The 25533-nt window shown below is 66.5% G+C and carries 21 protein-coding genes and 1 pseudogene; 14 read left to right on the top strand and 8 right to left on the bottom strand.

Going from position 1 to position 25533, the window contains the following annotated elements:
- The 3 genes and pseudogenes from CMO28_RS21140 to ruvX all read right to left on the bottom strand — a co-directional run.
- Positions 1-430, bottom strand: a pseudogene (locus CMO28_RS21140) (IS5 family transposase); the annotation flags it as partial.
- A gap of 212 nt (positions 431-642) precedes the next feature.
- Positions 643-2616 carry a sensor histidine kinase gene (locus CMO28_RS21145; protein WP_296716626.1) on the bottom strand — a complete coding sequence of 658 codons (1974 nt, stop codon included), beginning with the start codon at positions 2614-2616 and terminating at the stop codon, positions 643-645.
- A gap of 119 nt (positions 2617-2735) precedes the next feature.
- The gene (gene ruvX, locus CMO28_RS21150; protein WP_062769520.1) at positions 2736-3227 is read right to left on the bottom strand and encodes a Holliday junction resolvase RuvX; all 492 of its coding nucleotides are present in this window, start codon (positions 3225-3227) and stop codon (positions 2736-2738) included.
- 333 nt (positions 3228-3560) lie between these two features.
- On the opposite strand from ruvX, the gene gatC reads away from it, so the two are divergent.
- From gatC to CMO28_RS21185, 7 genes are all read left to right on the top strand, one after another.
- Positions 3561-3848 carry an Asp-tRNA(Asn)/Glu-tRNA(Gln) amidotransferase subunit GatC gene (gene gatC, locus CMO28_RS21155; RefSeq protein ID WP_014748549.1) on the top strand — a complete coding sequence of 96 codons (288 nt, stop codon included), beginning with the start codon at positions 3561-3563 and terminating at the stop codon, positions 3846-3848.
- A 5-nt stretch (positions 3849-3853) separates the two neighbouring features.
- Positions 3854-5347 (top strand): Asp-tRNA(Asn)/Glu-tRNA(Gln) amidotransferase subunit GatA, encoded by a 1494-nt coding sequence (gene gatA / locus CMO28_RS21160; RefSeq protein ID WP_296716639.1) that lies wholly within the window; start codon positions 3854-3856, stop codon positions 5345-5347.
- Positions 5344-6795, top strand: a complete 1452-nt coding sequence (gatB, locus tag CMO28_RS21165; RefSeq protein WP_296716642.1) for an Asp-tRNA(Asn)/Glu-tRNA(Gln) amidotransferase subunit GatB — start codon at positions 5344-5346, stop codon at positions 6793-6795. The genes gatA and gatB overlap by 4 nt, the downstream gene beginning before the upstream one ends.
- A gap of 229 nt (positions 6796-7024) precedes the next feature.
- Positions 7025-7363: a hypothetical protein gene (locus CMO28_RS21170; RefSeq protein ID WP_296716644.1), complete on the top strand. Its 339-nt coding sequence runs from the start codon at positions 7025-7027 to the stop codon at positions 7361-7363.
- Between the two features lie 54 nt (positions 7364-7417).
- Entirely contained in the window at positions 7418-7927 is a 510-nt protein-coding gene (locus tag CMO28_RS21175; protein ID WP_296716648.1) for a copper chaperone PCu(A)C, read from the top strand.
- A gap of 27 nt (positions 7928-7954) precedes the next feature.
- Positions 7955-8425 (top strand): GNAT family N-acetyltransferase, encoded by a 471-nt coding sequence (locus tag CMO28_RS21180; protein WP_296716651.1) that lies wholly within the window; start codon positions 7955-7957, stop codon positions 8423-8425.
- Between the two features lie 584 nt (positions 8426-9009).
- Positions 9010-16191: a neuraminidase-like domain-containing protein gene (locus tag CMO28_RS21185; RefSeq protein ID WP_296716654.1), complete on the top strand. Its 7182-nt coding sequence runs from the start codon at positions 9010-9012 to the stop codon at positions 16189-16191.
- A 63-nt stretch (positions 16192-16254) separates the two neighbouring features.
- Here CMO28_RS21185 and CMO28_RS21190 read toward each other — a convergent pair whose 3' ends face one another.
- The gene (locus CMO28_RS21190) at positions 16255-16938 is read right to left on the bottom strand and encodes a methionine ABC transporter permease (RefSeq protein WP_062764631.1); all 684 of its coding nucleotides are present in this window, start codon (positions 16936-16938) and stop codon (positions 16255-16257) included.
- On the bottom strand, positions 16922-17974 hold the full coding sequence (locus CMO28_RS21195) for a methionine ABC transporter ATP-binding protein (RefSeq protein ID WP_416370977.1): 1053 nt from the start codon (positions 17972-17974) through the stop codon (positions 16922-16924). Before CMO28_RS21195 ends, CMO28_RS21190 begins: the two co-directional genes overlap by 17 nt.
- Positions 17975-18338: 364 nt before the next feature.
- Here CMO28_RS21195 and queE point away from each other — a divergent pair, with 364 nt between their 5' ends.
- The 6 genes from queE to CMO28_RS21225 all read left to right on the top strand — a co-directional run bounded on the left by queE (position 18339) and on the right by CMO28_RS21225 (position 21268).
- Positions 18339-18971: a 7-carboxy-7-deazaguanine synthase gene (gene queE / locus CMO28_RS21200; protein ID WP_296716660.1), complete on the top strand. Its 633-nt coding sequence runs from the start codon at positions 18339-18341 to the stop codon at positions 18969-18971.
- The gene (locus CMO28_RS21205; RefSeq protein ID WP_296716662.1) at positions 18971-19357 is read left to right on the top strand and encodes a 6-pyruvoyl trahydropterin synthase family protein; all 387 of its coding nucleotides are present in this window, start codon (positions 18971-18973) and stop codon (positions 19355-19357) included. The genes queE and CMO28_RS21205 overlap by 1 nt, the downstream gene beginning before the upstream one ends.
- Positions 19354-20097 (top strand): 7-cyano-7-deazaguanine synthase QueC, encoded by a 744-nt coding sequence (gene queC, locus CMO28_RS21210; protein WP_296716665.1) that lies wholly within the window; start codon positions 19354-19356, stop codon positions 20095-20097. Before CMO28_RS21205 ends, queC begins: the two co-directional genes overlap by 4 nt.
- Positions 20098-20128: 31 nt before the next feature.
- Positions 20129-20629, top strand: coding sequence for a TrmH family RNA methyltransferase (locus CMO28_RS21215; RefSeq protein ID WP_296716667.1), 501 nt, complete (start codon positions 20129-20131; stop codon positions 20627-20629).
- A 67-nt stretch (positions 20630-20696) separates the two neighbouring features.
- Positions 20697-20963 carry a type II toxin-antitoxin system ParD family antitoxin gene (locus CMO28_RS21220; RefSeq protein WP_296716670.1) on the top strand — a complete coding sequence of 89 codons (267 nt, stop codon included), beginning with the start codon at positions 20697-20699 and terminating at the stop codon, positions 20961-20963.
- Positions 20960-21268, top strand: a complete 309-nt coding sequence (locus tag CMO28_RS21225; protein WP_296716672.1) for a type II toxin-antitoxin system RelE/ParE family toxin — start codon at positions 20960-20962, stop codon at positions 21266-21268. Before CMO28_RS21220 ends, CMO28_RS21225 begins: the two co-directional genes overlap by 4 nt.
- Before the next feature lie 42 nt (positions 21269-21310).
- On the opposite strand, the gene CMO28_RS21230 is transcribed toward CMO28_RS21225, so the two are convergent.
- Positions 21311-22804, bottom strand: coding sequence for a class I adenylate-forming enzyme family protein (locus CMO28_RS21230; RefSeq protein ID WP_296716675.1), 1494 nt, complete (start codon positions 22802-22804; stop codon positions 21311-21313).
- A gap of 79 nt (positions 22805-22883) precedes the next feature.
- Complete coding sequence (locus tag CMO28_RS21235; protein ID WP_322111400.1) at positions 22884-23522, bottom strand: TetR/AcrR family transcriptional regulator; 639 nt, start codon at positions 23520-23522, stop codon at positions 22884-22886.
- Positions 23523-23899: 377 nt separating this feature from the next.
- On the opposite strand from CMO28_RS21235, the gene CMO28_RS21240 reads away from it, so the two are divergent.
- On the top strand, positions 23900-24658 hold the full coding sequence (locus tag CMO28_RS21240) for a thioesterase family protein (RefSeq protein ID WP_296716679.1): 759 nt from the start codon (positions 23900-23902) through the stop codon (positions 24656-24658).
- Positions 24659-24685: 27 nt separating this feature from the next.
- On the opposite strand, the gene CMO28_RS21245 is transcribed toward CMO28_RS21240, so the two are convergent.
- Complete coding sequence (locus tag CMO28_RS21245) at positions 24686-25495, bottom strand: DeoR/GlpR family DNA-binding transcription regulator (protein WP_296716683.1); 810 nt, start codon at positions 25493-25495, stop codon at positions 24686-24688.
- Positions 25496-25533: the final 38 nt, after the last annotated feature.

The following is a 25533-nucleotide window of genomic DNA, read 5'->3' on the forward strand; positions in this document are numbered from 1 at the left end:
CCTTTGACCTTTTTGCCCGCGTCATAGCCCGACGGATCGATCCGCGCCCCCCTTTTTCCGCGCTTTTGACGCTCTGGCTGTCGATGATTGCGGCGCTCGGTCCGGCCTCTTTCCCGGCCAGATCGCGAACATCCACGAACAGGGCATGGTGGATCCGCGCCAGCGTGCCATCCCATTCCCACAGACCCAGATATTCATGCACCGTACTCCGGGGCGGCAGATCCTTGAGCAGAGCCCGCCATTGGCAGCCGGTCATCAGCACATAGAACACACCGTTGAGAACTTCGCGGACATCGACCGTGCGCTGTCGACCACCCCGCTTCGCAGGCGGGATCAGCGGCTCGACAAGCGACCATTCTTCATCCGTCAGGTCGCTCGGATATCTCAGGCCAGGCCGTTCATAAACCCGGCGGGTTTCCGTCGTCCACATTCTGTCCGCTCCCGTTTCCTCTGGCGCGGCAGAGAATCACAACGGATTCACCGGATTCAATAACCTTCCGGACGGGCTCTCATTGTCCCGGTCGTGACGATTGCAGTGTCGATGGTATCCTACCGATATGTGGAACGGCCGTTGATGCGGCTGCGTCCGCGGCGGCCCGCACGTGCGGTATCGGCCGAGGACTGACCGGTCATAAACGGGGGCTAATCGATCCGCCCGGTAACCACGCGTCGGTTCGGCAGCGAGACTGTGACGGAGGTGCCATCGTCGGGCCTGCTGCGGATGCTCAGCTCTCCATCATGGAGCTTCACGAACGACGCCACGATCGCAAGGCCCAGCCCGGTGCCTTCCTTCCGCCGGACCAGCGGGTCGCTCTCCACCCGGCGGAACGGCTTCAGGGCCTCGGGGATCTCCTCGGGGCGCATACCCGGGCCGTTATCCGTGACCGTGAAGGTCAGCGACCGGTCGGGCATCAGCCGCACCACCAGAGAGATGCGGCCGCCATCGGGCGTGAACTTGACCGCATTGCCCAGCAGGTTGATCAGTACCTGACGCATCTTGCGGCTGTCGCACGAGACCGCGACCGGCCGGGAGGGCGTCATCAGGTGAAGCACATGGCCGGCCTTGCGGGCCCGGGCCGAGACGATCGAGATCGCCGGGCGGACGATGTCGTCCACCGACACGGTCTCTTCGTCGAGCGTCGCTTCGCCGGCCTCGATCCGGGCCAGATCCAGCAGGTCGTTGATCAGCTCCAGCAGGTGACTGCCGGCACCTGCGATATCGCCCGCATATTCCATCTGCTTGGGCCCGAGCGGGCCGAACACTTCGGCCTTCAGCGTCTCGGCCATGCCGATGACCGCGTTCAACGGCGTGCGCAGCTCGTGGCTCATATGCGCCAGAAAGGCGGTTTTGGCGAGGTTGGCGGCCTCGGCCTCGTCGCGTGCCGCGGCCAGATCCTGCCGTGCCCGGTCCAGTTCTTCGACGCGGAGCGCCAGCGCCGTGCGGTGGCGGCTCAACCGGCGGAGCATCCGGCGATGCGATTCGAAAGCGCCCAGGATCATCATCAGCAGCAGGGCGGCGAGGGCCTCGGGCCACATGGCCGTCAGCACGGTGGTCTTCAGCCCCGACATCGCGTCGATATGGATCAGCGACCAGGGCGTGCCGGCGATGCGGGTGTGGAAAAGCGCCGCCGCGCCTGCCGGCTTCAGAACGCCGCGGGCCTGCGCATTCATCTGGTCCACAAGGCCGCCGGTACCGCCGGCCGCCTGCCAGATCCGGTCGGGCAGGCCGGTGTCGTCCACGGCCGGCAGTTCGCCGTCGCCGGCCGACAGGGCGATCACATGGCCGGCCTCGTCGATCAGCATCTGGGTGCCGTCGGGCAGGTCCATCTCGTCGAGCATCCGGGCGAGCGCTTCTTCGGTCAGGTCGATGCTGATGACGCCGCGAAACCCGGCCGGCAATGTCGCGCCGGCGGCGATCACCGGCCGCACGATCGACACGATCCGCCCCTTGCCCGCCAGGTCTTCATAAGGCGCGGTCCAGAAGGTCCGGCCGGTCGGGTTGGTGTCGGGCCGCGCGCGCACCATCAACTCGGCCGACATCAGCGCATCGCTGTAGCGGGCAGTCTCTCCGGCACCGAAGGGATAGAGCAGCAGAAAGCGCCGCGCCGACATGTAGTAGATCCAGGCGCTTTCCGGCAGCTGGCGCAGGGCGCCGAGCACGAAAGGCTCGATCGTCGCCACCGCCGACATTTCGTCGAGCAGGGCGGGCATGGTCGACGGGTCGTCGGGCAGGCGGCCGGTCAGGCGCCCGGTCATGCCGGGGCCGGGTGGCACCTCGAAACGGTCGTTCTCGCGCAGGAAGGGCAGGCGAAGCACCGGCGGGCGGTCCATGGCCTGCGCCGCCGCCGTGCCCAAGGCATCGATCTCGGCCGCCGCTATCCGGGCCGTGGTCGTGATCACGTCGCCACCGGTTCGCAGACGGGTCTGGCGCAGGTCGATCTGATGGTTCAGCCGGTCCTGATACTGCACCATCAGCCCGGTGCCGGCGGCGCCCAGAACCAGGGCATAGGCGGTCAGCGCCACCCAGCCGGCCATCGGCCGTCGCAGCCGCCGGATCGGGGTCACGGCCGGCCGTGCGGCCGGCTGGTCGATGTCGCTGGACGTCTCGCTCGCCATGCCGAGACGCTACACGACACCCGGGTTCCCGTCATCGGAAATGGCGGAGAACAGCCGGTGTCCGCAGCCTTTGCGCCACTTCGCGCACCGGGTGTCGCAATGCTGCCGCAGTCGCGGGCTCAACTGTCGCCGGCGTCCTCGTCCTCCTCGCGCGCCCAGATCGGCGGCGGGCGGTTCATGGCGTCGAGCGCACCGTCCAGGATGTAGCCGGCGGCGGCCTTGTCGACCAGTTCCGCCCGGCGCTTGCGCGACATGTCGGCGTCGATCATGTAGCGCTGCACCGCGGCGGTCGACCAGCGCTCGTCCCAGAACATCATCGGCAGGTCGATGCCGTCGGCGGTCAGGAACTGGGCCAGATTCTCGCGGAACTGGCGGATCGACTGGCAGCGCGGGCCTTCGGTGCCGTCCATATTGACCGGCAGGCCCAGCACCACCGCCACCACGCCGCGTTCGCGCACGATCGCGGCCATGCGGGCGGCATCGACGCGGAACTTGGTGCGGCGGATCAGCTCGATCGGCGTCGCCACCCGGCGCAGCTCGTCCGAGACCGCGATGCCGACCGTCTTGGTGCCGACGTCCAGCCCCATGATCCGCCCCTTGGCGGGCAGCATCCGGGCCAGCTGCCAGGGGGTGAGGTCGGGCTTGGGGGCAGGCTTGGACGGCGCCTCGGGTCCGGCCTCCGAATCTGCCTCGGAATCGGCCTCTGAGGCGGGGTTGCGGTTCGTCATGGCGGGTGTTACCTTGCGGCCTCGCTGCCGCTGAACGGGTGTGTCGAGAGCCGCCATCTGGCCGCTTTTCCGCCAGGAATGTCAAGCACGGGGACCTGTGCCTTGCGCGAAGGTGCACGGGGTGCCCGTCGACCGGCCCGGGAAGCGGCCGTCGTCAGATTGACTGCCGGTTCTCGCGAAACCGGCCGCCGGAACCATTGGAGTGGGGCAGCGACGATGACGCTCGATCGAGCCGCCGTCAGGAAGATCGCCACCCTCGCCCGTCTGGATGTGCCCGAAGACGAACTCGACGGCTATGCCCGCGAGCTGGGCGGCATCCTCGACTGGGTGGAGCAGCTGCGCGAAGTCGACACGCAAGGGGTGGCGCCGATGACCGGTGCCGCCGACAAGGGGCTGCCGCAGCGCCCCGACGTCGTGACCGACGGCAATTGCCGCGACAAGGTGATGGCCAACAATCCGGCCGGCGACCCCGTCTTCTTCGTCGTCCCCAAGGTCGTGGAGTGATCGACATGACCACCAGACCGACGGATTTCACCATCGCCGGTGCCGCCGAGGCGCTGGCGAAGGGCGACATCTCTTCGCGCGACCTGACCCAGGCGCATCTGGATGCGATGGCGGCGACCCGGTCGCTCAACGCCTTCGTCGTCGAGACGCCCGAAATTGCGCTCGCCCGTGCCGACGAGGCCGATGCCCGTCGCGCGCGCGGCGAGGCCCTGGGCCCGATGGACGGCGTGCCGGTTGCGATCAAGGATCTGTTCTGCACCGAGGGTGTGGAGACTACCGCATCCTCGAAGATCCTCGACGGCTTCGTGCCGCCCTATGAATCGACCGTCAGCGCGAACCTCAAGGCCGCGGGTGCGGTGATGCTGGGCAAGACCAGCATGGACGAGTTCGCGATGGGCTCGGCCAACATCACCGCGGCGACCGGGCCGGTGCGCAACCCCTGGGGCCCCGAGGGCGACGCCTTCCTGGTGCCGGGCGGCTCGTCTGGCGGCTCGGCCGCGGCGGTCGCTGCCCGCAGCGCGATCGCGGCCACCGGCTCCGACACCGGCGGCTCGATCCGCCAGCCGGCCGCCTATTGCGGCCTGGTCGGGCTGAAGCCCACCTATGGCCGCTGCTCGCGCTGGGGCATGATCGCCTTTGCAAGCTCGCTCGATCAGGCCGGCCCGATCACCCGCACGGTCGAGGATGCGGCGATCATGCTGGGCGCCATGGCCGGCCATGACCCGAAGGATTCGACCTCGGCCGATATCGCCGTGCCGGATTTCCGCGCCGCGGTGAACCGGGGCGTGAAGGGGCTGAAGATCGGTATCCCGAAAGAGTACCGGGTCGACGGCATGCCGGCCGAGATCGAGAAGCTCTGGGCCGACGGCGTCGCCATGCTGAAGGCGGCCGGTGCCGAGATCGTCGATATCAGCCTGCCGCATACGAAATACGCGCTCGCCACCTATTACATCGTGGCACCGGCCGAGGCCTCGTCGAACCTCGCCCGCTATGACGGCGTGCGCTATGGCCACCGCACCAAGGCCAATGTGTCGAGCCTGGCCGAGATGTACGAGAAGACCCGCGCCGAGGGCTTCGGCCGCGAGGTCAAGCGCCGGATCATGATCGGCACCTATGTGCTGTCGGCCGGCTATTACGATGCCTATTATCTGAAGGCCCAGCAGGTCCGCACCCGCATCGCGGCGGATTTCGCGGCGGCCTTCGATCAGGTCGATGCGATCCTGGCACCGACCGCACCCTCGGCCGCCTTCCGCTTCGGCGAGAAGATGGACGATCCGGTGCAGATGTATCTGACCGACGTGTTCACCGTGCCGGCGAGCCTGGCCGGTCTGCCGGCCATCTCGGTCCCCGGCGGCATCGGCGAAAGCGGGCTGCCGCTGGGCCTCCAGGTGATCGGCCGGTCCTTCGATGAAGAGACGGTGCTGGCCGTCGGCCGCGCGATCGAGGAAGCCTCGGGCTTCGACGGCGTGCCGGCCATGGTGCGGGAGATGCGGGGATGAGCCTGATCCGCGGCAACACGGGTGACTGGGAGATCGTGATCGGTCTTGAGGTCCATGCCCAGGTGTCGAGCAACGCCAAGCTGTTCTCGGGCGCTGCCACCGCCTATGGCGCCGAGCCCAATACCCAGGTCTCGCTGATCGATGCGGCCATGCCGGGCATGCTGCCGGTGATCAACGAATGGTGCGTGGCCCAGGCCGTGCGCACCGGCATCGCGCTGAATGCGCAGATCAACCGGCACTCGGTCTTCGACCGGAAGAACTATTTCTATCCGGACCTGCCGCAGGGCTATCAGATCTCGCAGTTCAAGCAGCCGATCGTCGGCGAGGGCCGGATGGTCATCGATCTCGACGACGGCGAGACCATGACCGTCGGCATCGAACGCCTGCATCTGGAACAGGATGCGGGCAAGTCGATGCACGACCAGCGCCCCGGCGAGACCCTGATCGACCTGAACCGGTCGGGTGTGGCGCTGATGGAGATCGTGTCGAAGCCCGACATGCGCTCGCCCGAGCAGGCCGGCGCCTATATGCGCAAGCTGCGCACGATCCTGCGCTATATCGGCTCCTGCGACGGCAACATGGAAGAGGGGTCGCTGCGCTGCGACGCCAATGTCTCCGTGCGCCGGCCGGGCGGGCCGCTCGGCACGCGCTGCGAGATCAAGAATCTGAACTCGATCCGCCACATCATGCGGGCGATCGAGTTCGAGGCGCATCGCCAGATCGGCATCATCGAGGATGGCGGCTCCATCTCGCAGGAGACCCGGCTCTACGACGTCAACAAGGGCGAGACCCGGACCATGCGCTCCAAGGAAGAGGCGCATGACTACCGCTACTTCCCGGATCCGGATCTGCTGCCGCTGAAATTCGACGAGGCCTTCGTCGAGACCCAGCGTGCGGCGCTCCCCGAACTGCCCGATGCTAAGAAGGCCCGCTTCCAGGATCAGTACGGGCTCTCGGCCTATGATGCCGGCGTGCTGGTGGGCGAGCAGGTCTCGGCCGATTTCTTCGAGACCGCGGCGAAGGGGCGCGATGCCAAGCTGGTCGCCAACTGGATGAGCACCGAGCTGTTCGGCGCGCTCAACCGGCTGTCGAAGGGCATCGAAGAGAGCCCGGTTTCGGCCGAGGCGCTGGGCGGTCTGGTCGATCTGATCCAGGACGGCACCATTTCGGGCCGCATCGCGAAGGAAGTCTTCGCCGAGATGCTCGAGACGGGCGAGACCGCGGGGCAAGTGGTCGAGCGCAAGGGGCTGAAGCAGGTCTCGGACGAGGGCGCGATCGCCGCCGCCATCGATCAGGTCATCGCCGCCAACCCGGACAAGCTGGCCGAGTACAGGGGTGGCAAGACCAAGCTGGCCGGCTTCTTCGTCGGCCAGGTGATGAAGGCGACCGGCGGCAAGGCCAATCCGCAGGTGGTCAACAAGCTGCTGAACGACAAGCTGAACGCCTGAGCCCAGGACCGTTCGGCACGCCGGCGCATGATCAGGGCCCGGTCTCCCCAGGGAGGCCGGGCCTTTCTTCTGCGCGACCGATGCGCGCGGGGCGGCACTGCCGCTTGCCAACGCCGCCGTGACGGGCGATGGTCCTGATCCAGGCCATCCCAACCGCAGGGCACCGCCCCCGATGCTCCGCCATTCGCCCCGTACAGCCCCCTGTCGATCGCGCCGCAGAGCGGCGGCGGTGACGGTGCTGCTTTGTGCGGCGCTGGCCCAGGTGCTGGGGCTGATCGTGCATCTGCCCATGGCGATCGCCATGGAGCTGGCGCCGGGGCAGGTGCTGGAGATCTGCTCGCCCACCGCCCCCGACACCCGGCCGGATGATCGCGGGCCCCTGCCGGGCATGGTCTGTCACGATTGCCTGGCGGCGCAGATGGCGATGCCGCCGGCCGATGTCCCGCCGGTGCCGCTGCGCATCGGCAGCTTCATCCTGCCCGCGCTGCTGCCGCCGGCGGGCCTGCCCGCCGTGACGGCGGCTGTCTCGCCGGTGCCGGCCCGCGCACCGCCCCTGTCCGAAAGCTGATCCCGACAGGCTTCCCCCACAGGATTCTACGCTTTCGAACAAGGACCAATCTCCATGTCGATCATCTCGCGCACGCTCCGCACCGGCCTCGCCGCCGCCGTTCTGATCATCGCCGCCGGTACCGCCTCCGCCCATGAATACAAGCTGGGCGAGCTGCATATCGGCCATCCCTGGGCCCGCGCCTCGGTCAATGTCGGCGGCACCGCCGGCGCCTTCCTGACCGTCGAAAACCATGGCAGCGCCCCCGACCGCCTGGTCGCGGTCTCGACCCCCGTCGCCGAGGTGGCCGAGATCCACGAGAGCTTCGAGGACAAGGGCGTGATGCGCATGCGCCGGGTCGAGGGCGTCGAGATCCCGGCCGGCGGCGAGGCGAAGCTCGCCCCCGGCGGCTATCACATCATGCTGATCAAGCTGAAGCAGGCGATCATGCCGGGCGAGAAGGTCCCCGCCACCCTGACCTTCGAAAAGGCAGGCACCATCGATGTCGAACTGGCGATCGAAAAGCCGGGCGCCGGTGCCGATATGGGCCATGACATGAAGAAGATGGATCATTCGGCGCATTGATCCGATCGCGACGGCACGGAGGAGATCATGACTGCTGATGCGCCGACAATCCGGCAGGCCGGTACCGGCGACGCCGAGGCGATATCCGCGGTCATCCTCCGGGCCCTGCGGGAAACCAACGCGGCTGACTACACGTCCGAGATCATCTCAGCCGTGGCGGCCGGGTTTTCGCCGGAGGCGATCACCCGGCTCATGGCCGGACGCCGGGTTCTGGTTGCCGTGTATGCGGATGACGTCGTCGGCACGGCCAGCCTTGATGGCGCTGTGGTGCGCAGCGTCTTCGTATCACCTGATTGTCAACGGCGCGGCATCGGGATGGCCCTGATGGCCGCTATCGAGGCGCTTGCGCGGGCGGTGGCATCTCCCCGATTGCTCGTGCCCTCGTCGGTCACGGCGGAAGGCTTCTACGCCAGGCTGGGCTTCGTTGCCTTGCGCGACGAATGGCACGGCGCGGAACGCACGATCGTCATGGAGAAGCGGCTTTCGCCGCGGGCCTGATCGGCCCATCACCCGGACGACAATACTCGTTGATATCGTCGTCATCCGGTCTGGAAGATGATTGCCGCTTCGCAGCAGTTTTGTTGAAATTTCTGTCCAAAACGACTTCAGCCGTGAAATCCTGCAACCACTGCATTAGGCTTGATCCATCATAATCGCCTGATAGCGGATGGATGGATATGAATAGCCCGATCGGGACTCCCGAGCGTCATCTGGCGCGTTCGGCCGTGGAGACTGCGTCGTCGCCTCGGCGATATCAGAGCCGGGCGGCCAGGGTCGCCGAGAAGCGGGCATTGCGGCAGAGCGGTCTGAAGGCCTCGCAGGCAATTCCCTTCGCCGAGATGGCCGCGGATCCGCTTTATCGGCGGATCGCCGCCGCAACCTGTCCGGAGGCTCTGAAGGCAGATCTTGTACGGTTCGGCCTGGAGAATGCGGCCGAGGTGGCGGCCTGCAACTCGCTCTCCGGCCTCAACAGGCGTCTGTCGCGTCGGGCGGGCGAGGGAGAGGCGCCGGGCGAGGCGACGCAGGCGTTTTTCGACCGGGCCCGAGGGGAGGCGATCCGCGGCTATCGGCTGACGCGGCATATGCTGGCGGTGAAAGACCCGATGAACCTGGGGCTGCGCCATACAAGCTCCGATCTGCCGGCGGAGATGGAGCAGGTGGTGAGGTCGGCGGGCGGGCAGGTCTATGCCAGACCGTCGAGCCTGCAATCGAGCCAGTCACCCGCTGCCTATCTGCGCTATCTCTATCGCATCGCCATGGGGCTGAACAAAGAGATCGGCATCACACCGCCGGAGCCGCGGGCCCGCCGGCTGGAGATGCGGCGGCCGGATCTTGCCCGGCTCGTGCTGAGCGAAACCAGTCTCAAGCAGGAAATCGCCACCATCGAGCTGGTCGACGAGGTGCTGGCGGCGGGGTTGGGCGAGATCGATATCCGCACGACCTTTTATCCGATCGCGCTGCCCTTCGATGAACAGGCCTCGGTGACGCGGGCGGCGCTCGCCCGGATCGGCGGCACGACGCTCAACGACATCGCTGCGCGGACATCCCGAAGCGTGTTCCCGCTCCGCGCCGATGTCTGCCTCGCCAGCGATCAGGCGGGGCTTCTGGGGCTGACCGGTGCTGTGGACGAGGCATCGGGTGGCGGCAGCGAAATTGCACTGCTCACCGAGGATACCGACATTCCCCCTGAGAGCCATCCGACCACTCTGGGCGGCCTCTACCATGTGACGAACGAGCTGGAAACCAGTACGGCCGTCAAGCTGATGTCGCGCCTCGACCTGGACTTCGACCGGCTTGTCCAGTTGCTGGGGCTCTATGTCGTTCACCAGGAGAATGGCCGGCCGGTTGCCCAGAAGGACTATGCGACGTCATTTCTCGACAACAAGGCGCCCTTCCAGCTCATCACCCGGGGCGGCCATAGCTATGTCTATCTGAACAGCATCGATGTGGCGCCGCCCGAGCTGCGTGGGTTCAACTATCTCGCGCGCCTGCATCACGCGACCGGGCTGGACTTTCATCACCTCAACTGGCTGCTGGCCTGTCCGGGCGCGAGTGAGGCGGGCAATCCCGGAGCGGCGTGGGACAGGGTCGCCCCCCGGCATCTCACCGCGACCGGTCTGCGGGTGCTGGCGGGCTATCGGCTGTACCGGGATGCCTTCGATCTGGGGCCAGAGGCCTATGCGGCGCTCTTCGGCGAGATCTGCCCCTTCTGGCGGGCAGACATGGTGGCCGCCGGCTCCGAGGGCGTGACCCCCGGGCTGGAGCAGACCGAGATCTCGTTCCTGCGCACGCTGTTCGGGGAGGACGCGACCGCCCTGCACCAGATGATCACCGAGGCCGCAACCCCGATCGACGACACCGGCCTTGCCGACATGGTGTGCCGCGGGCTCAGGCTTTCCGCGGTTGAGCTGGATGCGCTGGTGGATGCGCTCGATGCCGATTTCGCCCTGAAAATGGCTGTCGATGCCCGTGGCCTCGGCGCGCTGTACCGGCTTGCGACGGTTTTTCGCATCATCGGATGGCCGCTGCTGTCCGGTCTGCGGCTGGTGACGCTGGTGAGCGGGCAATCGACCCCGGATAACCAGCTCCTGCGCGGCCTGACGGTCAGGAACGAGACCGCCGACGGGACCGCGCGTCTGTGTACGGCCCTTGACCAGATCATCGAACTGGCCCGCTGGATGACGGAGGCGGAGCTGACGCCGGATGCGCTGCTGGCGCTGCTGACGCCGGCCACCACCGCCGGCCCGCGGGCGAGCGATGCCGACCGCAGGTGGCTTGGCGATCTGGCCGCGGCGGTCGCGCCGGTGCTCGGGCGCGCCGACAGCTTTCGCGGCTTCGAGACCTGGGACAGTCGGGATGCGCCGCCGGTCACCATCCCAGCCGAGGCCTGGCACCAGCATATGCGGGCGGCGGGTGCCCTTTATCGGGGGACGGGCGTGTTTCATCCCGGTATGGATCGCGCGGCCATGTCGGCGATCTGCCGCGACTTTCTGCGGAACGGCCACGCCGTCGATCCCGATCTGGACGGCAACGCCGTCCGGCTGGAGCGGCTGCTTACGCTTCTTGAGAAGGCCCGTGACGCGCAGGCCCTCACCTTTGAGCGTGCCCTCAGAACCTTCGGCACCACGCTGACCGCCTCGGGCGCCGGCGCCCTGGTGATCTGGGCGCAGACCACCTCGCTCGACGCACTTGATGCCCTTCTGGCCGGCGCTGACGACGACAACGCGCTGCTCCAGCTTCAGGAATTGCGGCGCCATGCCGCGGCGATCGATGCCCTGGCGCTGGGCGATGTCGACTTGCAGATCATCGCCTGGAGGCCGGATTGGCTGGCGCCGGAGGCGGCTGACATCGGGCCTGATCGGCGGCGCCCCCGGGCGCTCTGCCTTGAGCAGCTTGTCGCATGTCACCGCTTCGCGACGCTTCAGGTCGGTGCCGCGACGGATGATGCCTGGCTCGGCTATCTGACGGTCGCGCGTGATGGCCGGCCAGGGACTGCGGCCACGGCCGAGGATCTGACGATCTGGCGCACGGCCTGCAAGGACATGCTCGCGATCCTGCTCGGCTGCCCGGCCGTGGATGTCCCGGACTATCTGGCGGTCCTCGCCGGCCCGGACGGTGTGGCCGACGACCTGGTGACCATCGACGCCGTGGCACGACACGCCCGTCTGGCCGAGGATCTCCGCATCGGCGGCCCCGATCTGGTCGTGTTCGGGGAGGGGAGCAGCCCGCGCGCATGCGGCGACTGGATGGCAGCCGCGACCGCAGCGCAGGCCGGACTGGCGCGCTTCAAGGGCGGCAGCCAGATGGCCGGCTTTCGCCGGGCCCTTGCCGAGGTCAAGCGCGATGCACTGGTCGCGGCCTATATGTGCACCACCATCGCCGCCGATCCCGACCTTGCGGCGGAGGTCACCGACCGCGAGGCCCTCTACGGCCATCTGTTGCTCGATGTGCAGGTGACCAGTGCCGTTCCGACCAGCCGGCTCATCGAGGCGACCAGTGCCTTGCAGCTCTATATCAGCCGCGCGCTCAATGGGCTTGAGCGCGGGGTCGGCTTCGTCGACCGTCCGGCCCTGGCCGCAGAATGGCGCCTGAACAGGTATTACCGGCAATGGGAGGCCAACCAGAAGCTGCTGCTCTATCCGCAGAATTATATCGAGCCGGAGTTGCGCCAGATCACCTCACCGGAATTCGACGATCTGCTGCGCGCCATTTCGGGCGGCGATGTCAGTGAGGACGGCGTCGAGGCGGCGGTGAACGCCTATATGACGGGCCTTGCCGGCTGTTGCGATCTGAGCCTGTGCAGCACCTATGTCGAGCGCGGGGGCAAAAGCACGCCAGGGCATGCCATTTATCATTTTCTCGCCACGGCCCATTGGGAATCGGGGCGCTTCTTCTATCGCAAGCTTGAGGCGGATTACACGGCGATCGCCGCATTGGCGGACCCGTCGCAGTACCTCAAGGCGCTCGACTGGACATTCTGGCAGGAAGTCACGGTTCCGAAGACCCATGATCTTCTCTCCGATGTGACACTTTGCTTCTTCCTGAACAGGTATTACCTCTTCTGGCTGGAGATTGAGGAGCGGAAAGGTCAGACCAGCGACAGCGATGCGGTTTCCTGGCGGATACACCCACGCTACATGCGGTGCGATGCGAATGCCCTGACCGGCGCGACCCATGTGCCGGGCCTTTTCATCGACGGTGACACCGCCGGCGGCGATGGGGCGCTGATGATCGACGGCGCGTTCCACTGGCAGGGGCAGAAGCCCAGGCTCAAAGGCACCTATCAGCCGCTGGGCCTGTCCAACGTGTTTTCCTATGGCGTCCTGGCAGCCGATGCCGTCGATGGCGAGAGTGGCGCGGTCCTGGTCAGCTTCGGTGTCAGTCTTGCGGGTGACCCGATGGTGGATGATCCGCAGACTGTCCGGCAGACCGTGCTTCACATGCGCCTGACCGAGAAATGGGCGGATGCCATTCTCGTTCTCGATGATGATATCGATACGATGTTTCAGGATGCGGCACCTGCCGGATATAAGAGTATCTATCCCCGCATCGCTGCCGAAGATCCGGTGGTTGCCGATCAATATACCGTGGCGAATACCTATGTGGGCGCTCAGTTTCTTGGAAATTATTATGATCTTTATAGGCCGGCCGGACAGAATGTTTCTCTTAGTGTGGTCATTAATTACGGTGAATCGAAAGATGTCACCGTGACCACGAATTTTTCACCATCCCCACTGGGCAGTTCGACGCTCGGCACGGTCAGGGTGAATGCCCATCTGGGGCACCGCAGATATCTGAGACGGGTCTACAACTCGACGGCGCAGGACGGTAGCTGGACGGCGCTGCGAGAAACGCGTCCGGCCGAGATCCACATGAAAATGACGATGACATATGAGGTTCCGGGGGCGCCGCCAAAGACGTCGGAGAGCGATTGGCTGGGCGGGCCCACAGCACCCTACAAAGATGATTTTCCCGACATGCCTTTCAAGGACATGGCGACGGCGGAAACCGAGCATATTCGCGACGAGACGATTGAGGGCATCGTGGCGCTGCCTTCTGAATGGTCGTTCGGGACTGCGACGAACGCTGTGCTGACCGTGAATGTCACGATCAGAATAATACCCAGTGACCTGGTGTTTTCGCTGCTTGTGAAGGGGGAGCCGGTCAATCTCGCTTGTTCACCCACATCGGACGTCTCGTATCTCGACGCCTTTGCGGGAAAATTCAACCTTCGTCCGGCCGAGGGTAAATCAAACACCGGCTGGGCGCTCGGCAATGCCCATGGCAGCCACAACTTTGTCCATATCATGGATCGGGAAGACACGCCGAACGCCGGGACATTTCTTCTTCTGAACGCATCGCCGGCGCTTCGTTCCCTGACGGAGACGATGCCCCGGCCCGGCGGCTGTGCCAGCCTGTTCACCGCGGGCAATCAGGCGCTCTCGGAAGACCTCGGATCGTTTGTCGAGGCGTTCGGCCAGACCCTGCGGGAGGTCTATCCCAAGGACGCGACGTCGCTTGATCCGGCCCGCACGCCCGCGCCCCTGTTCGACTTCGACGGCGCCTATGGCGGCTATGGCTGGGAAATCTTCTACCATATTCCGTCGACCCTGGCCGCCGGCTATGTGAACGACGGACAATATGACAAGGCTATCGGCTGGCTGGAGAAGATCTTCGATCCCGACGCGGGCCAGCCCTGGAGAGTGGCGCCACTGATCGGTGCCACCATGCCAGCGAATTATTCAGCCTTCGATACCGGTGATGTCATCGTCGATCCCGATCGGATCGCCACCGATTATCCGTTTTATTATCAGCAGGCGGCGATCCGCCATTACCTGGAGGCCATGCTTGCCGACGGTGATGCGGCCTATGAGCAGCAAAGTCAGGAGACCCTGCAACAGGCAAAGGCCATCTATGTCGCGGCGAAGCAGATCTTCAATGAGAGGTTGCCCGAGATCCTGGATGCCGTGACGAACCGGCCATGGACCAATCCGACCCTGGGCGAGGTTTCGGTCAATGGCTATGGTGGTTTCCTGCCGCCATATAATCAGGCGCTTCGCGACCTCTATGACGCGATCGAGGCGCGCCTCGCCAATCTCAGACAGTGGCTCGACATCGACGGCAATCCGCTGAACGTCCCCCTGCTGTCGGCGCCGATCGACCCCCGGGCGCTTCAGAAGGCGGCGAAAGCCGCGCTGACCCTGGGCCAGCGCGACAGCCAGGAGGAGGCGGAGCAGGACCCTCGCGTCGACTTCACCACCCTCGCCAGATCGGCCAAGCTGTATATCGGCAATCTGCAAACCACCAGCAATCGCCTGCTGGCCGCGCTGGAGAAGCTCGATGGGGCGACGGTCGGCCGGGCCGAGAAGGATGTCGAGGAGAAGAAAATCCTCAGATCCGCCGCCATACAGGATCTGACACTGGCGGCGGCAGATAAGGAGGTTCAGATAAAGCAGGCCAATCTGGGCGGCGCCAACAGCGCGCTCGCCTTTCATCTTGGATCGGTTCTGGTTTCATTGGGGGCGCTGAATTCCTTCGCGGCCATCGATGCCGGGAAGAAGAGCGTCGAATTTGTCTACAACAAGTCGAAGCTTCGATACGACATGATCAGGGCCGTGGCGTTTTCGAGCGTTCCGAATATCTTTGGATTGGCAACCGGCGGGCAGCGGGCTGAACAGGGGGCGATCGCGAATATACTCGGGATGCTGACGAGTGAGATATTGTACGACTCGAAGAAATCAGCCATCGATAAATACAAGGAGAGCGGCCAGAAGCTCATCGATCAGATGAAAAACACCACCGATCTCACCACGAAGGTGGCTTCCGCCTCTCTGGAGCTTCAGAAGGCGAAGGATGCTCGTGATGAGCAGAGCAAGAAGCGAGAGGCGCTGGATGCCGACCTTGCCGACCTCGAGGATATCCGGACGGTGAAGGCGAATAGTTTCGCCAATCTCGATTTCTACAAATGGCTGGTCGACGACCTCAAATCGCTCTTCGAGGAGGAATGGGCGACGACACAGGATTTCTGCAAGCTGCTGGTGAGGCTCTATGAATATGAGACCGAAGAGACCGACGGCGCCAGCTTCATCAAGACGACGAGCTTCGGCGGCGACTATCAGCGCCTGAATGCCCCCTATTGGCTTGCCCTTGATGTCGAGCGGCTTGAGGCCGCCTATTTCCGCTCGGTCCTGGATCATCAGAGCCAGAGTGCCACCATGCGCGTCGCGATCAGCGAGCTTCCGGCGCCCGGTGGCGATGGATCGGCATTGACCACCCTGATCGAACAGGGCGAGACCTATTTCGACCTCACCGACGAGATGTTCGACGCGCTCTATCCAGGCCAGTATGACCGCCGTATCCAGAGCCTGCGCGTGCGCTTTCCAGGGCTTGAGAGCGTCGGCCTCAGCCCGCATGCCCGGCTGACCCAGATCGCCAACACGCGCTATGCCACCCGGGAACGCGACCCGAGGCGCGGGGGCCGGATCCGCAAGGACAGATATGCCTTGCAGAGCATCGTGATCAGCACGCCCACCATCGACACGGCGACGCTGGCTTACCCCGAAGGCAGTCTGAAGCGCTTTCAGAACACCGGGGTCTCGTCGCGCTGGCATCTGGTGCTGCCGACGGTGCTTGAACTGAGGCGCCATAAGAACGGTGCCGGCCGGACCAGGGCATGGCATGACGCCGCGACCCGGCATGTCCAGGCACTCAGGCCGCATCTGGACGATGTCGTGTTGGAGGTGACCTTCTCGGGCCGTTGGTAGACGGCTGATCGCGGACGCCCGGCCTGGTCAGGGGCTGCCGCCTGACCAGGCCGGGCGTGCCCGTCACCGGTGCCGCTTGTTCACCGCCCGCGCGATCCGGTCGCCCGCCGACTGGACCAGCTGGACCAGCACGATGAGCAGCACCACCACCGCGATCATCATCTCGGGCATGAAGCGCTGATAGCCGTAGCGGATGCCAAGGTCGCCCAGGCCGCCGCCGCCGACCGCGCCGACCATGGCCGAATAGCCGATCAGCGACACCACCGCCAGCGTCAGCCCGTGCACGATGCCGGGCATGGCTTCGGGCAGCAGCACCTTCAGCACGATCTGGATCGGCTTTGCCCCCATCGCCTGCGCCGCCTCGATCAGGCCGCGGTCGACCTCGCGGATCGCCCCCTCGACCAGCCGGGCGATGAAGGGGATGGCGGCCACCGTCAACGGCACGATCGCGGCCGAGGTGCCGATCGAGGTGCCGGCGACCAGCCGGGTGAAGGGGATGATGGCGACCGCCAGGATGATGAACGGGATGGAGCGGGTGGCATTGACCACCGCGCCCGCGATCCGGTTCCAGGCCGGCGCGCCGTAGAGTTCGCCCCGGCCGGTGACCGCCACCGACACGCCGATCGGCAGGCCGATCGCGGTGCCGATCAGGGTCGCCACCGCCACCATATAGGCGGTCTCGCCGGTCGCCCGCAGCAGCAGGTCGATGAGCTGGGGCGGGAAAAGCTGATCAAGCCACTGGAACATGAGCCGTAATCCGTGCGTCGAGGCCGAGGCCGTTGATGAAATCCACCACCGAGGCGCCGGCGGCCTCGCCGCCCGGCACCTCGACCAGCATCAGACCGAAGGGCTTGCCCTGGATGTATTCGATGCGGCCATGGAGGATATTGACCGCCACCCCCCGTTCGGTCGCGAGCCGGGCGATCGCCGGCTCGAAAGCGGCCGCTCCCTTGAACACGATCCGCACCACCGCATTGCGGCCGCCATCCCTGGCCGCGCCCTCTTCGAAGCGGCGCTTCAGCCCCGAGGGGATGGCGAGGTCCACTTCGCTCGACACGAAGCTGCGGGTGGTCGGGTGTTCGGGCGCGGTGAACACGTCGTAGACCGGGCCCTGTTCGATCACCCGGCCGGCTTCCATCACCGCCACGCGGTCGCAGATTTCGCGGATCACGCCCATTTCATGGGTGATCGCCACCACCGTCAGCCCCAGCCGCCGCTTCAGATCGGCGATCAGGGTCAGGATCTGCTGGGTGGTCTCGGGGTCGAGCGCCGAGGTGATCTCGTCGCAGAGCAGCAGACGGGGCTCGTTCGACAGGGCGCGGGCGATGCCGACCCGCTGCTTCTGGCCGCCCGACAGTTCCGACGGGTAGCGCCCGGCCTTGTCGGCCAGGCCCACCAGCTCCAGCAGCGGCTCGACCTTGCGGCGCCGCTCGGCCCTGCCGACTCCGGCGAGTTCCAGCGGCAGCGCCACATTGTCGAACACGGTGCGCGACGAGAGCAGGTTGAAATGCTGGAAGACCATGCCGATCCGCCGCCGGGCCTTGATCAGCCCGGCATCGTCGAGCGCGGTCATATCGGTGCCGTCGACCGTCACCCGGCCCGTGCTCGGCCGCTCCAGCAGGTTGATGCAGCGCACCAGCGTGCTCTTGCCGGCACCGCTGCGCCCGATGATGCCGAAGATTTCTCCGGGCTCGACCCGAAGATCGATCCCGTCCAGGGCTGAAACGGCGGTCGCGGTGCCGCGGGCGGCATAGGTCTTCGCGACAGCTTCCAGCGTGACCATGGCGGTCATGCGCGCATGTCCTTCCGTCATCCGTTGCGCGGATCGGACGGCAGGCGGCCGCAATGCCCGCGACAGGATACGGAAAACCCGCGGGCGGAGCGGCTGCCGGCGGGTCGATCCGCCTCTCTTTAGCGGCATTTGTATGGGCGCCCCGCAAGCTGAAGCCTCAAATCGGCGCCATTGGCCGGAGGATAATCAGCGCTCGCCGATGTTGAAAGGAAAGAATGCGCATGAGCGGCATGTGAATGCCGCATGGTGGACCGCGGGGGCCGGATGTGCTTCAACTCCGCCCATGGGCAGCCGGAGTCACCGGCGCGCGACCCTTGCCGGTCGCATCGCTGACGCCCGCAGCAACGAGGACAAGATGAGCTACACGGTCAAGGAGCTGTTCCTGACCCTGCAGGGCGAAGGCGCACAGGCGGGTCGGACCGCCGTGTTCTGCCGCTTCGCGGGGTGCAATCTGTGGTCGGGGCGGGAACGGGACAGGGCAGGGGCCCTCTGCCGGTTCTGCGACACCGATTTCGTGGGAACCGACGGCGACGGGGGCGGACGCTTCCGCGACGCACAGGATCTGGCGGCGGCCATCGAGGGCTGCTGGGGGGCGGGGCGGTCGCGCCGCTATGTCGTCTTCACCGGCGGCGAGCCGCTGCTGCAGCTGGACGAGGCGCTGATCCGCGCGGTCAAGGCGCGGGGCTTCGAGATCGCGGTGGAGACCAACGGCACCATCGCGGCACCCGACGGCATCGACTGGATCTGCGTCAGCCCCAAGGCGGGGACCGAACTGGTCCAGCGCCGCGGCCACGAGCTGAAGCTGGTCCATCCGCAGGACGGGCTCGACCCCGCGGCGCTGGAAGCGCTCGATTTCGGGGTGATGTGGGTGCAGCCCATGGACGGGCCGGACCGGGCGGTGAACACCGAAGCCGCGGTCGCCTGGTGCCTGGCCCATCCGCGCTGGCGCCTCAGCCTACAGACCCATAAGCTCATCGGAATCCCCTGATGTTCGAGCTTTCCAAGCAGTTTCGCTTCGAGGCGGCGCACACCCTGCATCGCGTGATCGATGCCGAGCCCAGCCGCCGCATTCACGGCCATTCCTACCGCGCCGAGGTGGTCATCCGCGGCCGCCCCGACCCCGTGACCGGCATGGTGCTGGATCTGGGCCTGTTCGAACGCGCCCTGGCCGGCGCCCGCGACGGGTTGGATCATCGCCTGCTCGACGAGGTGCCGGATCTGGGACCGGCGACCATGGAGAACCTGGCCGCCTGGATCTGGCGCCGGCTGGCCGGTCAGCTGCCCGGCCTTGCCCGGGTGATCGTCCACCGCGACAGCACGGGCGACATCTGCACCTGTTTCGGACCGGATGCCGGCAGCGGGGTGGCGGCATGACCGGGTCCCCGCGGAATGCCGGCGCACTGGTCCTGTTCTCGGGCGGGCAGGACAGCGCCACATGCCTCGCCTGGGCGCTGGACCGGTTCGAGCGGGTGGAGACGCTGGGCTTCGACTATGGCCAGCGCCACCGGGTCGAACTCGATTGCCGCAGCACCCTGCGCGAGCGGATGGCCGCACTCGATCCGCGCTGGGCGGCCCGGCTCGGCCCCGATCACACCCTCGATCTGGGGGTGCTGGGGGCGATGTCGGAAACCAGCCTGACCCGCGAGGTGGCGATCGGCCTGCGCGATGACGGCTTGCCCGATACTTTCGTGCCCGGCCGGAACCTGGTCTTCCTCACCTTCGCGGCCGCCCTCGGTTTCCGCCGCGGGCTCGATCATGTCGTGGGCGGCATGTGCGAGACCGATTATTCGGGCTATCCCGACTGCCGCGACGATACGATCAAGGCGCTGCAGGTGGCGCTGAACCTGGGCATGGCGAAACAATTCGTCCTGCACACGCCGCTGATGTGGCTGGACAAGGCCGAAACCTGGGCCTTGGCCCAGCGGCTGGGCGGCACGGCGCTGGTCGATCTGATCGTCGCCGAAAGCCATACCTGCTATCTGGGCATGCGGGGCGAGCTGCATGACTGGGGCCATGGCTGCGGCAGCTGCCCGGCTTGCCGCTTGCGCGCCGATGGCCATGCGCGCTATCGGGAGGCCCTCACTTTGGATGGCCGGATGCCGGCCGCAGGATGACGGAACGATCGGAAGGGTGACGGAGATGGAGATGCGGGGCTTCTTCGCGATCGGGCTGGAGGCGGTGACGCGGCCGATGAATGCCGGCACGCTGTTCCGCGCCGCCTATGCCTTCGGTGCCTCCTATGCCTTCGCCCTCTCGGACGACCGTCTGGGCCGGCGGGCCGCCCAGGCCGATACCTCGGCCTCGGCCCGCCATCTGCCCTTTTTCCGCTTTCCCTCGATCGACGCCCTGCCGATGCCCGAAGGCGCGCTGCTGATCGGGATTGAGATCGATGATGCGCTCGACACCATGCCCTACATTCCCCATCCCGATCAGGCGGTCTATCTGATCGCGCCGGAAGCGGACGGGCTCTCGGCGGCCGCGCGCAGCCGCGCCTCGGCCGTGATCCGCCTGCCGGGCCGGCTCGCCCTCAACCCGGCCATGGCCGGCGCGCTGGTGATGTACGACCGGATGCTGATCCACGGCCGCTCTGCCCCCCGCCCGGTGGCATCGAGCGCGGTGCCGGGGCGTGCTTCACGCGGAAGCTGATTACGATCAGTTGTTCAGCTTCCGTTCCGTTGCTAGACTGAAGCGGTTGGCAATGGAGGAGCAGCCCATGTCCGGCAGCTATACCCTCGACAAGTCATATGACGAATTCGTGCAGGCGCAGGTCGCCAGCGGACGTTATGACAGCGCTGACGCCGTGCTGCATGAGGGGCTGCGGCTGCTTCAGGCACGGGACCGGCAGCGGGCCGCACTGGCGGCTGCCATCGAAGAAGGCCTGGAGGACGAACGGCTCGGCCGTCTGTACGATATTGAAGATGTGTCTCAGGAACTTGATGCCCGATATGCCGCGATGATTGAGCAGCGCGGAAGTCGGTGAATGTCGCCATATCGTTAGCGGCGCGTGCTGATCTGCGCGGCATTGGCGACTACATCGCGGCGTTTGATCCCGTGCGTGGCAGGAGATTTGTCTCTGCCTTGATCACTGCGGTATTTGAGCTGGGAGATATGCCGCGGGCCTTTCCTCTATTGCCTGAGTTCGAGCACCGCGGCATCCGTCGTCGGTCGTGGCGTGGCTACCTGATTATCTATCGCGTCATGCAGGATCGGGTTGTCGTGCTCCGCGTACTCCATGGCGCCCGTGACTACAATCTGTTGCTGATCCCCGATGAATGGATCACTTGACTGAAGATAGGTGACGGGCTGGCGTGGTACTTGCCGTATCCCTCACACCCCCTCCCGCAACAGAAACTTTTGCAGCTTCCCGGTCGGCGTCCGTGGCAGGCTGTCGACCAGGCGGATGATCCGCGGGATCTTGTAGCGGGCGAGGGCGGCGGTGCAGTGGGCCGTTATCGCCGCCTCGTCGAGGGCGGCATCGGCCTTGGGCACGATGAAGGCGGTGACCGTCTCGCCCCATTCCTCGTGGGGGGTGCCGATCACCGCCGCCTCGGCGACGGCCGGGTGGGCGGCCAGCACATCCTCGACTTCCTTGGAATAGACGTTCTCGCCGCCGGTCACGATCATGTCCTTCAGCCGGTCGACGATGAACAGATAGCCGTCCGCGTCGATCCGGGCCAGATCGCCCGAGCGGTACCAGCCGTCATGGAAGGCGGCGGCGGTCGCTTCGGGATCGTCGTGATAGCCCAGCATCATCGACTGGCAGCGCATCCAGATCTCGCCTGTCTCGCCGGGGCCGGCCTCGGTCACCTCGTCGCGCATGACCTTGAGGTCGGCGCCTGCCACGGCGTAGCGGCCGATCGAGCCGGCCTTGGCGACCTGTTCCTCCGGGTAGAGCGCGGTGCCGGTCGGGCCGGTCTCGGTCATGCCGAAAACCTGGTAGAACCGGTCCGACCGGTAGCGCTCCGCCAGCATCCGGGCGGTGACCGCATCGATCGGCCCGCCGCCATAGATCCAGGCCCGGACATGGGAGAGATCGAAGCTGTCGAAATGCGGCAGCAGGCGCGGCGGCATCAGGAACGCGATCGGAGCGCCGAAGAACAGGGTGCAGCGCTCATCCTGCATGGTCTGGACGAAATGCAACGGATGGTATTCGGGCAGCAGCACCACAGCAGCCCCCACATAGACCGCATTGATCAGCATGTTGTTGAGCGGGAAGCTGTGCCAGACCGGCATGGCCAGCAGCACCCGGTCGCTGGGGCCCAGCCCGTAAACCAGGCTGGAGCCCGTGCCGGCGAGCAGTACGTTCGCATGCGAATGCAGGCAGCCTTTGGGCCGCCGCGTCGTGCCCGAGGTGTACAGGATCTCGACCGGCTCTCCGGCATCGAGCGCGACCGGTACCGGTGGCGCGGCCGGGGCAGGGCCGGCGAAGAGCCCGCCGTCGCCGTCATCGAGCATCAGCATGCGCGCCGTCCCCGCCGCCGAGCCGTCGCCTGCCAGATCGCGATCCACCAGCCAGAGCGTCGCGCCCGAATGCTCCAGGATATAGGCGGTCTCGGGTGCTGCCAGCTTGTGGTTGACCGGCACGGTGACCGCCCCGGCCCGCACCGCGCCGAAGAAGGCCGTCACCCATTCCACCGTGTTGCGGCCATGGATCGCAACCGCATCCCCCCTGGTGACCCCTGCCGCCTGCAACCGGGCGGCGGCATCGTCGGCCGCGGCGTCGAGATCGGCGAAGCTCAGCCGCCGGCCGCCGCCGACCAGCGCCTCGCGGCCGGCGAATTTGCGGGCGGCGCTCCGCAGCACATCGTCCAGCGTCCACATTCTTGCGTTTCCTCCGGGGGGCGGCCGTTCGGGCCGTGATGATCGGGACAATGTCCTCAAGGGGCGCGGCAGCACGGGCTCAACCGGCACCGCTGTGTGGATGGGGTCCCAATGCCTGAACGCAGAAGCGCGCAATCGCAGCACCCAGCCGGGCGTCTCTTTCCGGGTCTGCGGCCGATGCTTCCGGGGGCTGGGTCAGGGGGCCGGCCATGGCCTCGGCAATCGCACCGACGATCGCGGCAGCGACGATGTCCGCGTCCTGTGGTGCAATCTCACCGCTGGCGATCCCTTCACGCACAAGTTGTGCGAAGATGTCGCGATAGGGCTGGCGATAGCGCAACCGTTCCGCTTCGATCGCCGGATCCACCGGCTCGGCGAGCAGGGCCCAGGCGAGGCGTGGTCCCTTCAGGGCCCGTCGTGCGAAGGTTTCAACCACGCCGGCCAGTCGCTCGCGCGCGGTTCCCGGCTGGGCCGCGCGCCTTGCGCAGGCATCGATCTCGCGCTGACTGGCCCTGCGGAACACCTCTTCGAACAGATCGGCCTTGGAGGGAAAATACCGGTAGAGCAGGCCGGTCGACACGCCGGCCCGGGCTGCAATGGCCGGCATGCTGGCGGCCGCATAGCCGCCCGACGCGACCAGCGCGAGGGCTGCGGTCACGATCTCCTCCCGGGTGCGGGCAAGCCGCTCCTCCATCATTTTTGTGCGTCGGTATGCCATTCTTAAAAATTGAACCACCTTTCATTTCTTATTGCAAGCGCCTGAGGCCGTGCCCTATGGTTGCTGAAATTATAACGAAAAGAAGAAATGCATACGAGTTGACGAAACGATCGCGTTCGTATGCAATCAAGTCGAATCCGGTATGTACGGATGGTGTGTCGGGCGGGAGACGTGCCTCGCCGTCCCATCTGATGATCGTCGAGGGCATCCGCCCGACGCGATTGCGGGGGGGGAGGGAGCATCTCCCGCTATCCCGGTCAGGCTCGCGAAGCCCCCGGGGCCGGGTCTGACATGCCGTCGCCAAAGTCATGGACATCGCCGACATGCTCGAATCAGTCGATGGGGACAGTGTCTTCCTGTGGCGTGGGAAAGGCGAGGTGCTGCCCACCATCCTCGCCCGTGGTCCATGGAGCGAGATGGCTCAGCATGGGGGCGCACCGGCGGCCCTGCTGGTTCATGCTGCGGAAAGGGCCCTCGGGGAGCCGGGGTGGCTGCTCAGCCGCATGACGCTGGAACTGCTGCGCCCGGTGCCGGTGGCCCCCCTGCGTCTGGTGATCCGCAGCCGGCGCGGCCGGTCGGTGCGTCGCGCCGACATGGCGTTGATCGCCGACGGGTCCGAGGTTGCACAGGGCGTGGCGGTGCTGATGCGCGAGGAAGCCATAGACCTGGGGGATCCGGCCGTTGGCGGTCCGGGGCTGCCACTGCCGGCCAGCTGTACGGAGCCTGTGCGGATCCCGGGGATGCCGGACACCCGTTCATTTCATTACACGGCCATGGAATCGCGGGTGGCGGCAGGTTCGGTTGTCCGTCCCGGCCCTGCGGCGGTCTGGTTTCGTCTGGCGGTGCCGCTGGTCGAAGGGGTGGAGAACTCGCCAGCCATGCGGGTGATGGCGGCGGCCGATTTCGGCAACGGCATCAGCTGGGTGCTGCCGCCCGACCGGTTCACCTTCGTGAACACCGATCTGACCGTCCATCTCCACCGCGCGCCGGTGGGCGAATGGGTGGGGGTGGATGCGACCACCGTCATGCAGCCCCACGGCGTGGGGCTGACCACCTCGCGCCTGGTCGATGAACTGGGTGAGATCGGCATCGCCATGCAGGGGCTGGTGGTCCGCCAGCGGGCGGCGGCGGCCTGACGATACGGTCAGCCGGGGTTCCGTTCTTCAGGCGAGCACGATCCGGGTTCCCGCCTGTTCCGCCGCCTCGCTCAGATGCCGCGGCGGGGCGCGGTCGGTGACCAGCCGGTCGATCTCGGGCAGATCCGCGATCCGCACCGGGGCACTGCGGGTGAATTTGGACGCCGCCCCCACCGCCACCACCATGCGGGCGGCGCGGATCATCGCCTGTTTGGCGGCCACCTTGTGCAGGTCGAAATCCATCAGCGCGCCGGTTTCATCTATCCCTGAGAAGCCGATGATCGCGACATCGCAGCGGAAGCGCGCAAGCCCCGTCTGGGTGGTGTCGCCGATCAGCGATCCGTCGGGGCCGTGGATGCTGCCGCCGGTGACGAAGATTTCGGACCGGGGGCCGTTCTCCGGCCGGCCCGCCGCCAGCAGCATCGCCGCGGGCAGGCTGTTGGTCACGATGGTCAGCCCGCTGCGTGGCGCCAGCGCGCGCGCCACCGCTTCGACCGTCGTGCCGACATCCAGGAAAACCGCGGCGCCGTCGGGCACCAGCTCGGCCGCGCGCCGGCCGATCGCGTGCTTGGCGTCGGTCTGGCTCAGGCGCTTTTCGGCATAGGCGGGGCGGATCGCCGGCTCCACCACACCCGCGCCGCCATGAAAGCGTTGCAGCAGTTTCAGCGCATCCAGCCGGATGATCTCGCGCCGTATGGTCTGGGCCGAGACGTCGAACTGCCGCGCCAGTGCATCGATGGTCGCGAAGCCCTGCTCGCGCACGATACGCAGGATGTCGTACTGGCGCTGGCTCACCGCCTCGCCGCTGTCCAGGATCACGTTCTCTCCGGTCGGCACCTGCCGTGCATCCTTCGTCACCGATGGCGTCGCCGCAC

Origin of the sequence: Tistrella sp., assembly GCF_002684955.1 — a bacterium.
Classification (GTDB): domain Bacteria; phylum Pseudomonadota; class Alphaproteobacteria; order Tistrellales; family Tistrellaceae; genus Tistrella; species Tistrella mobilis.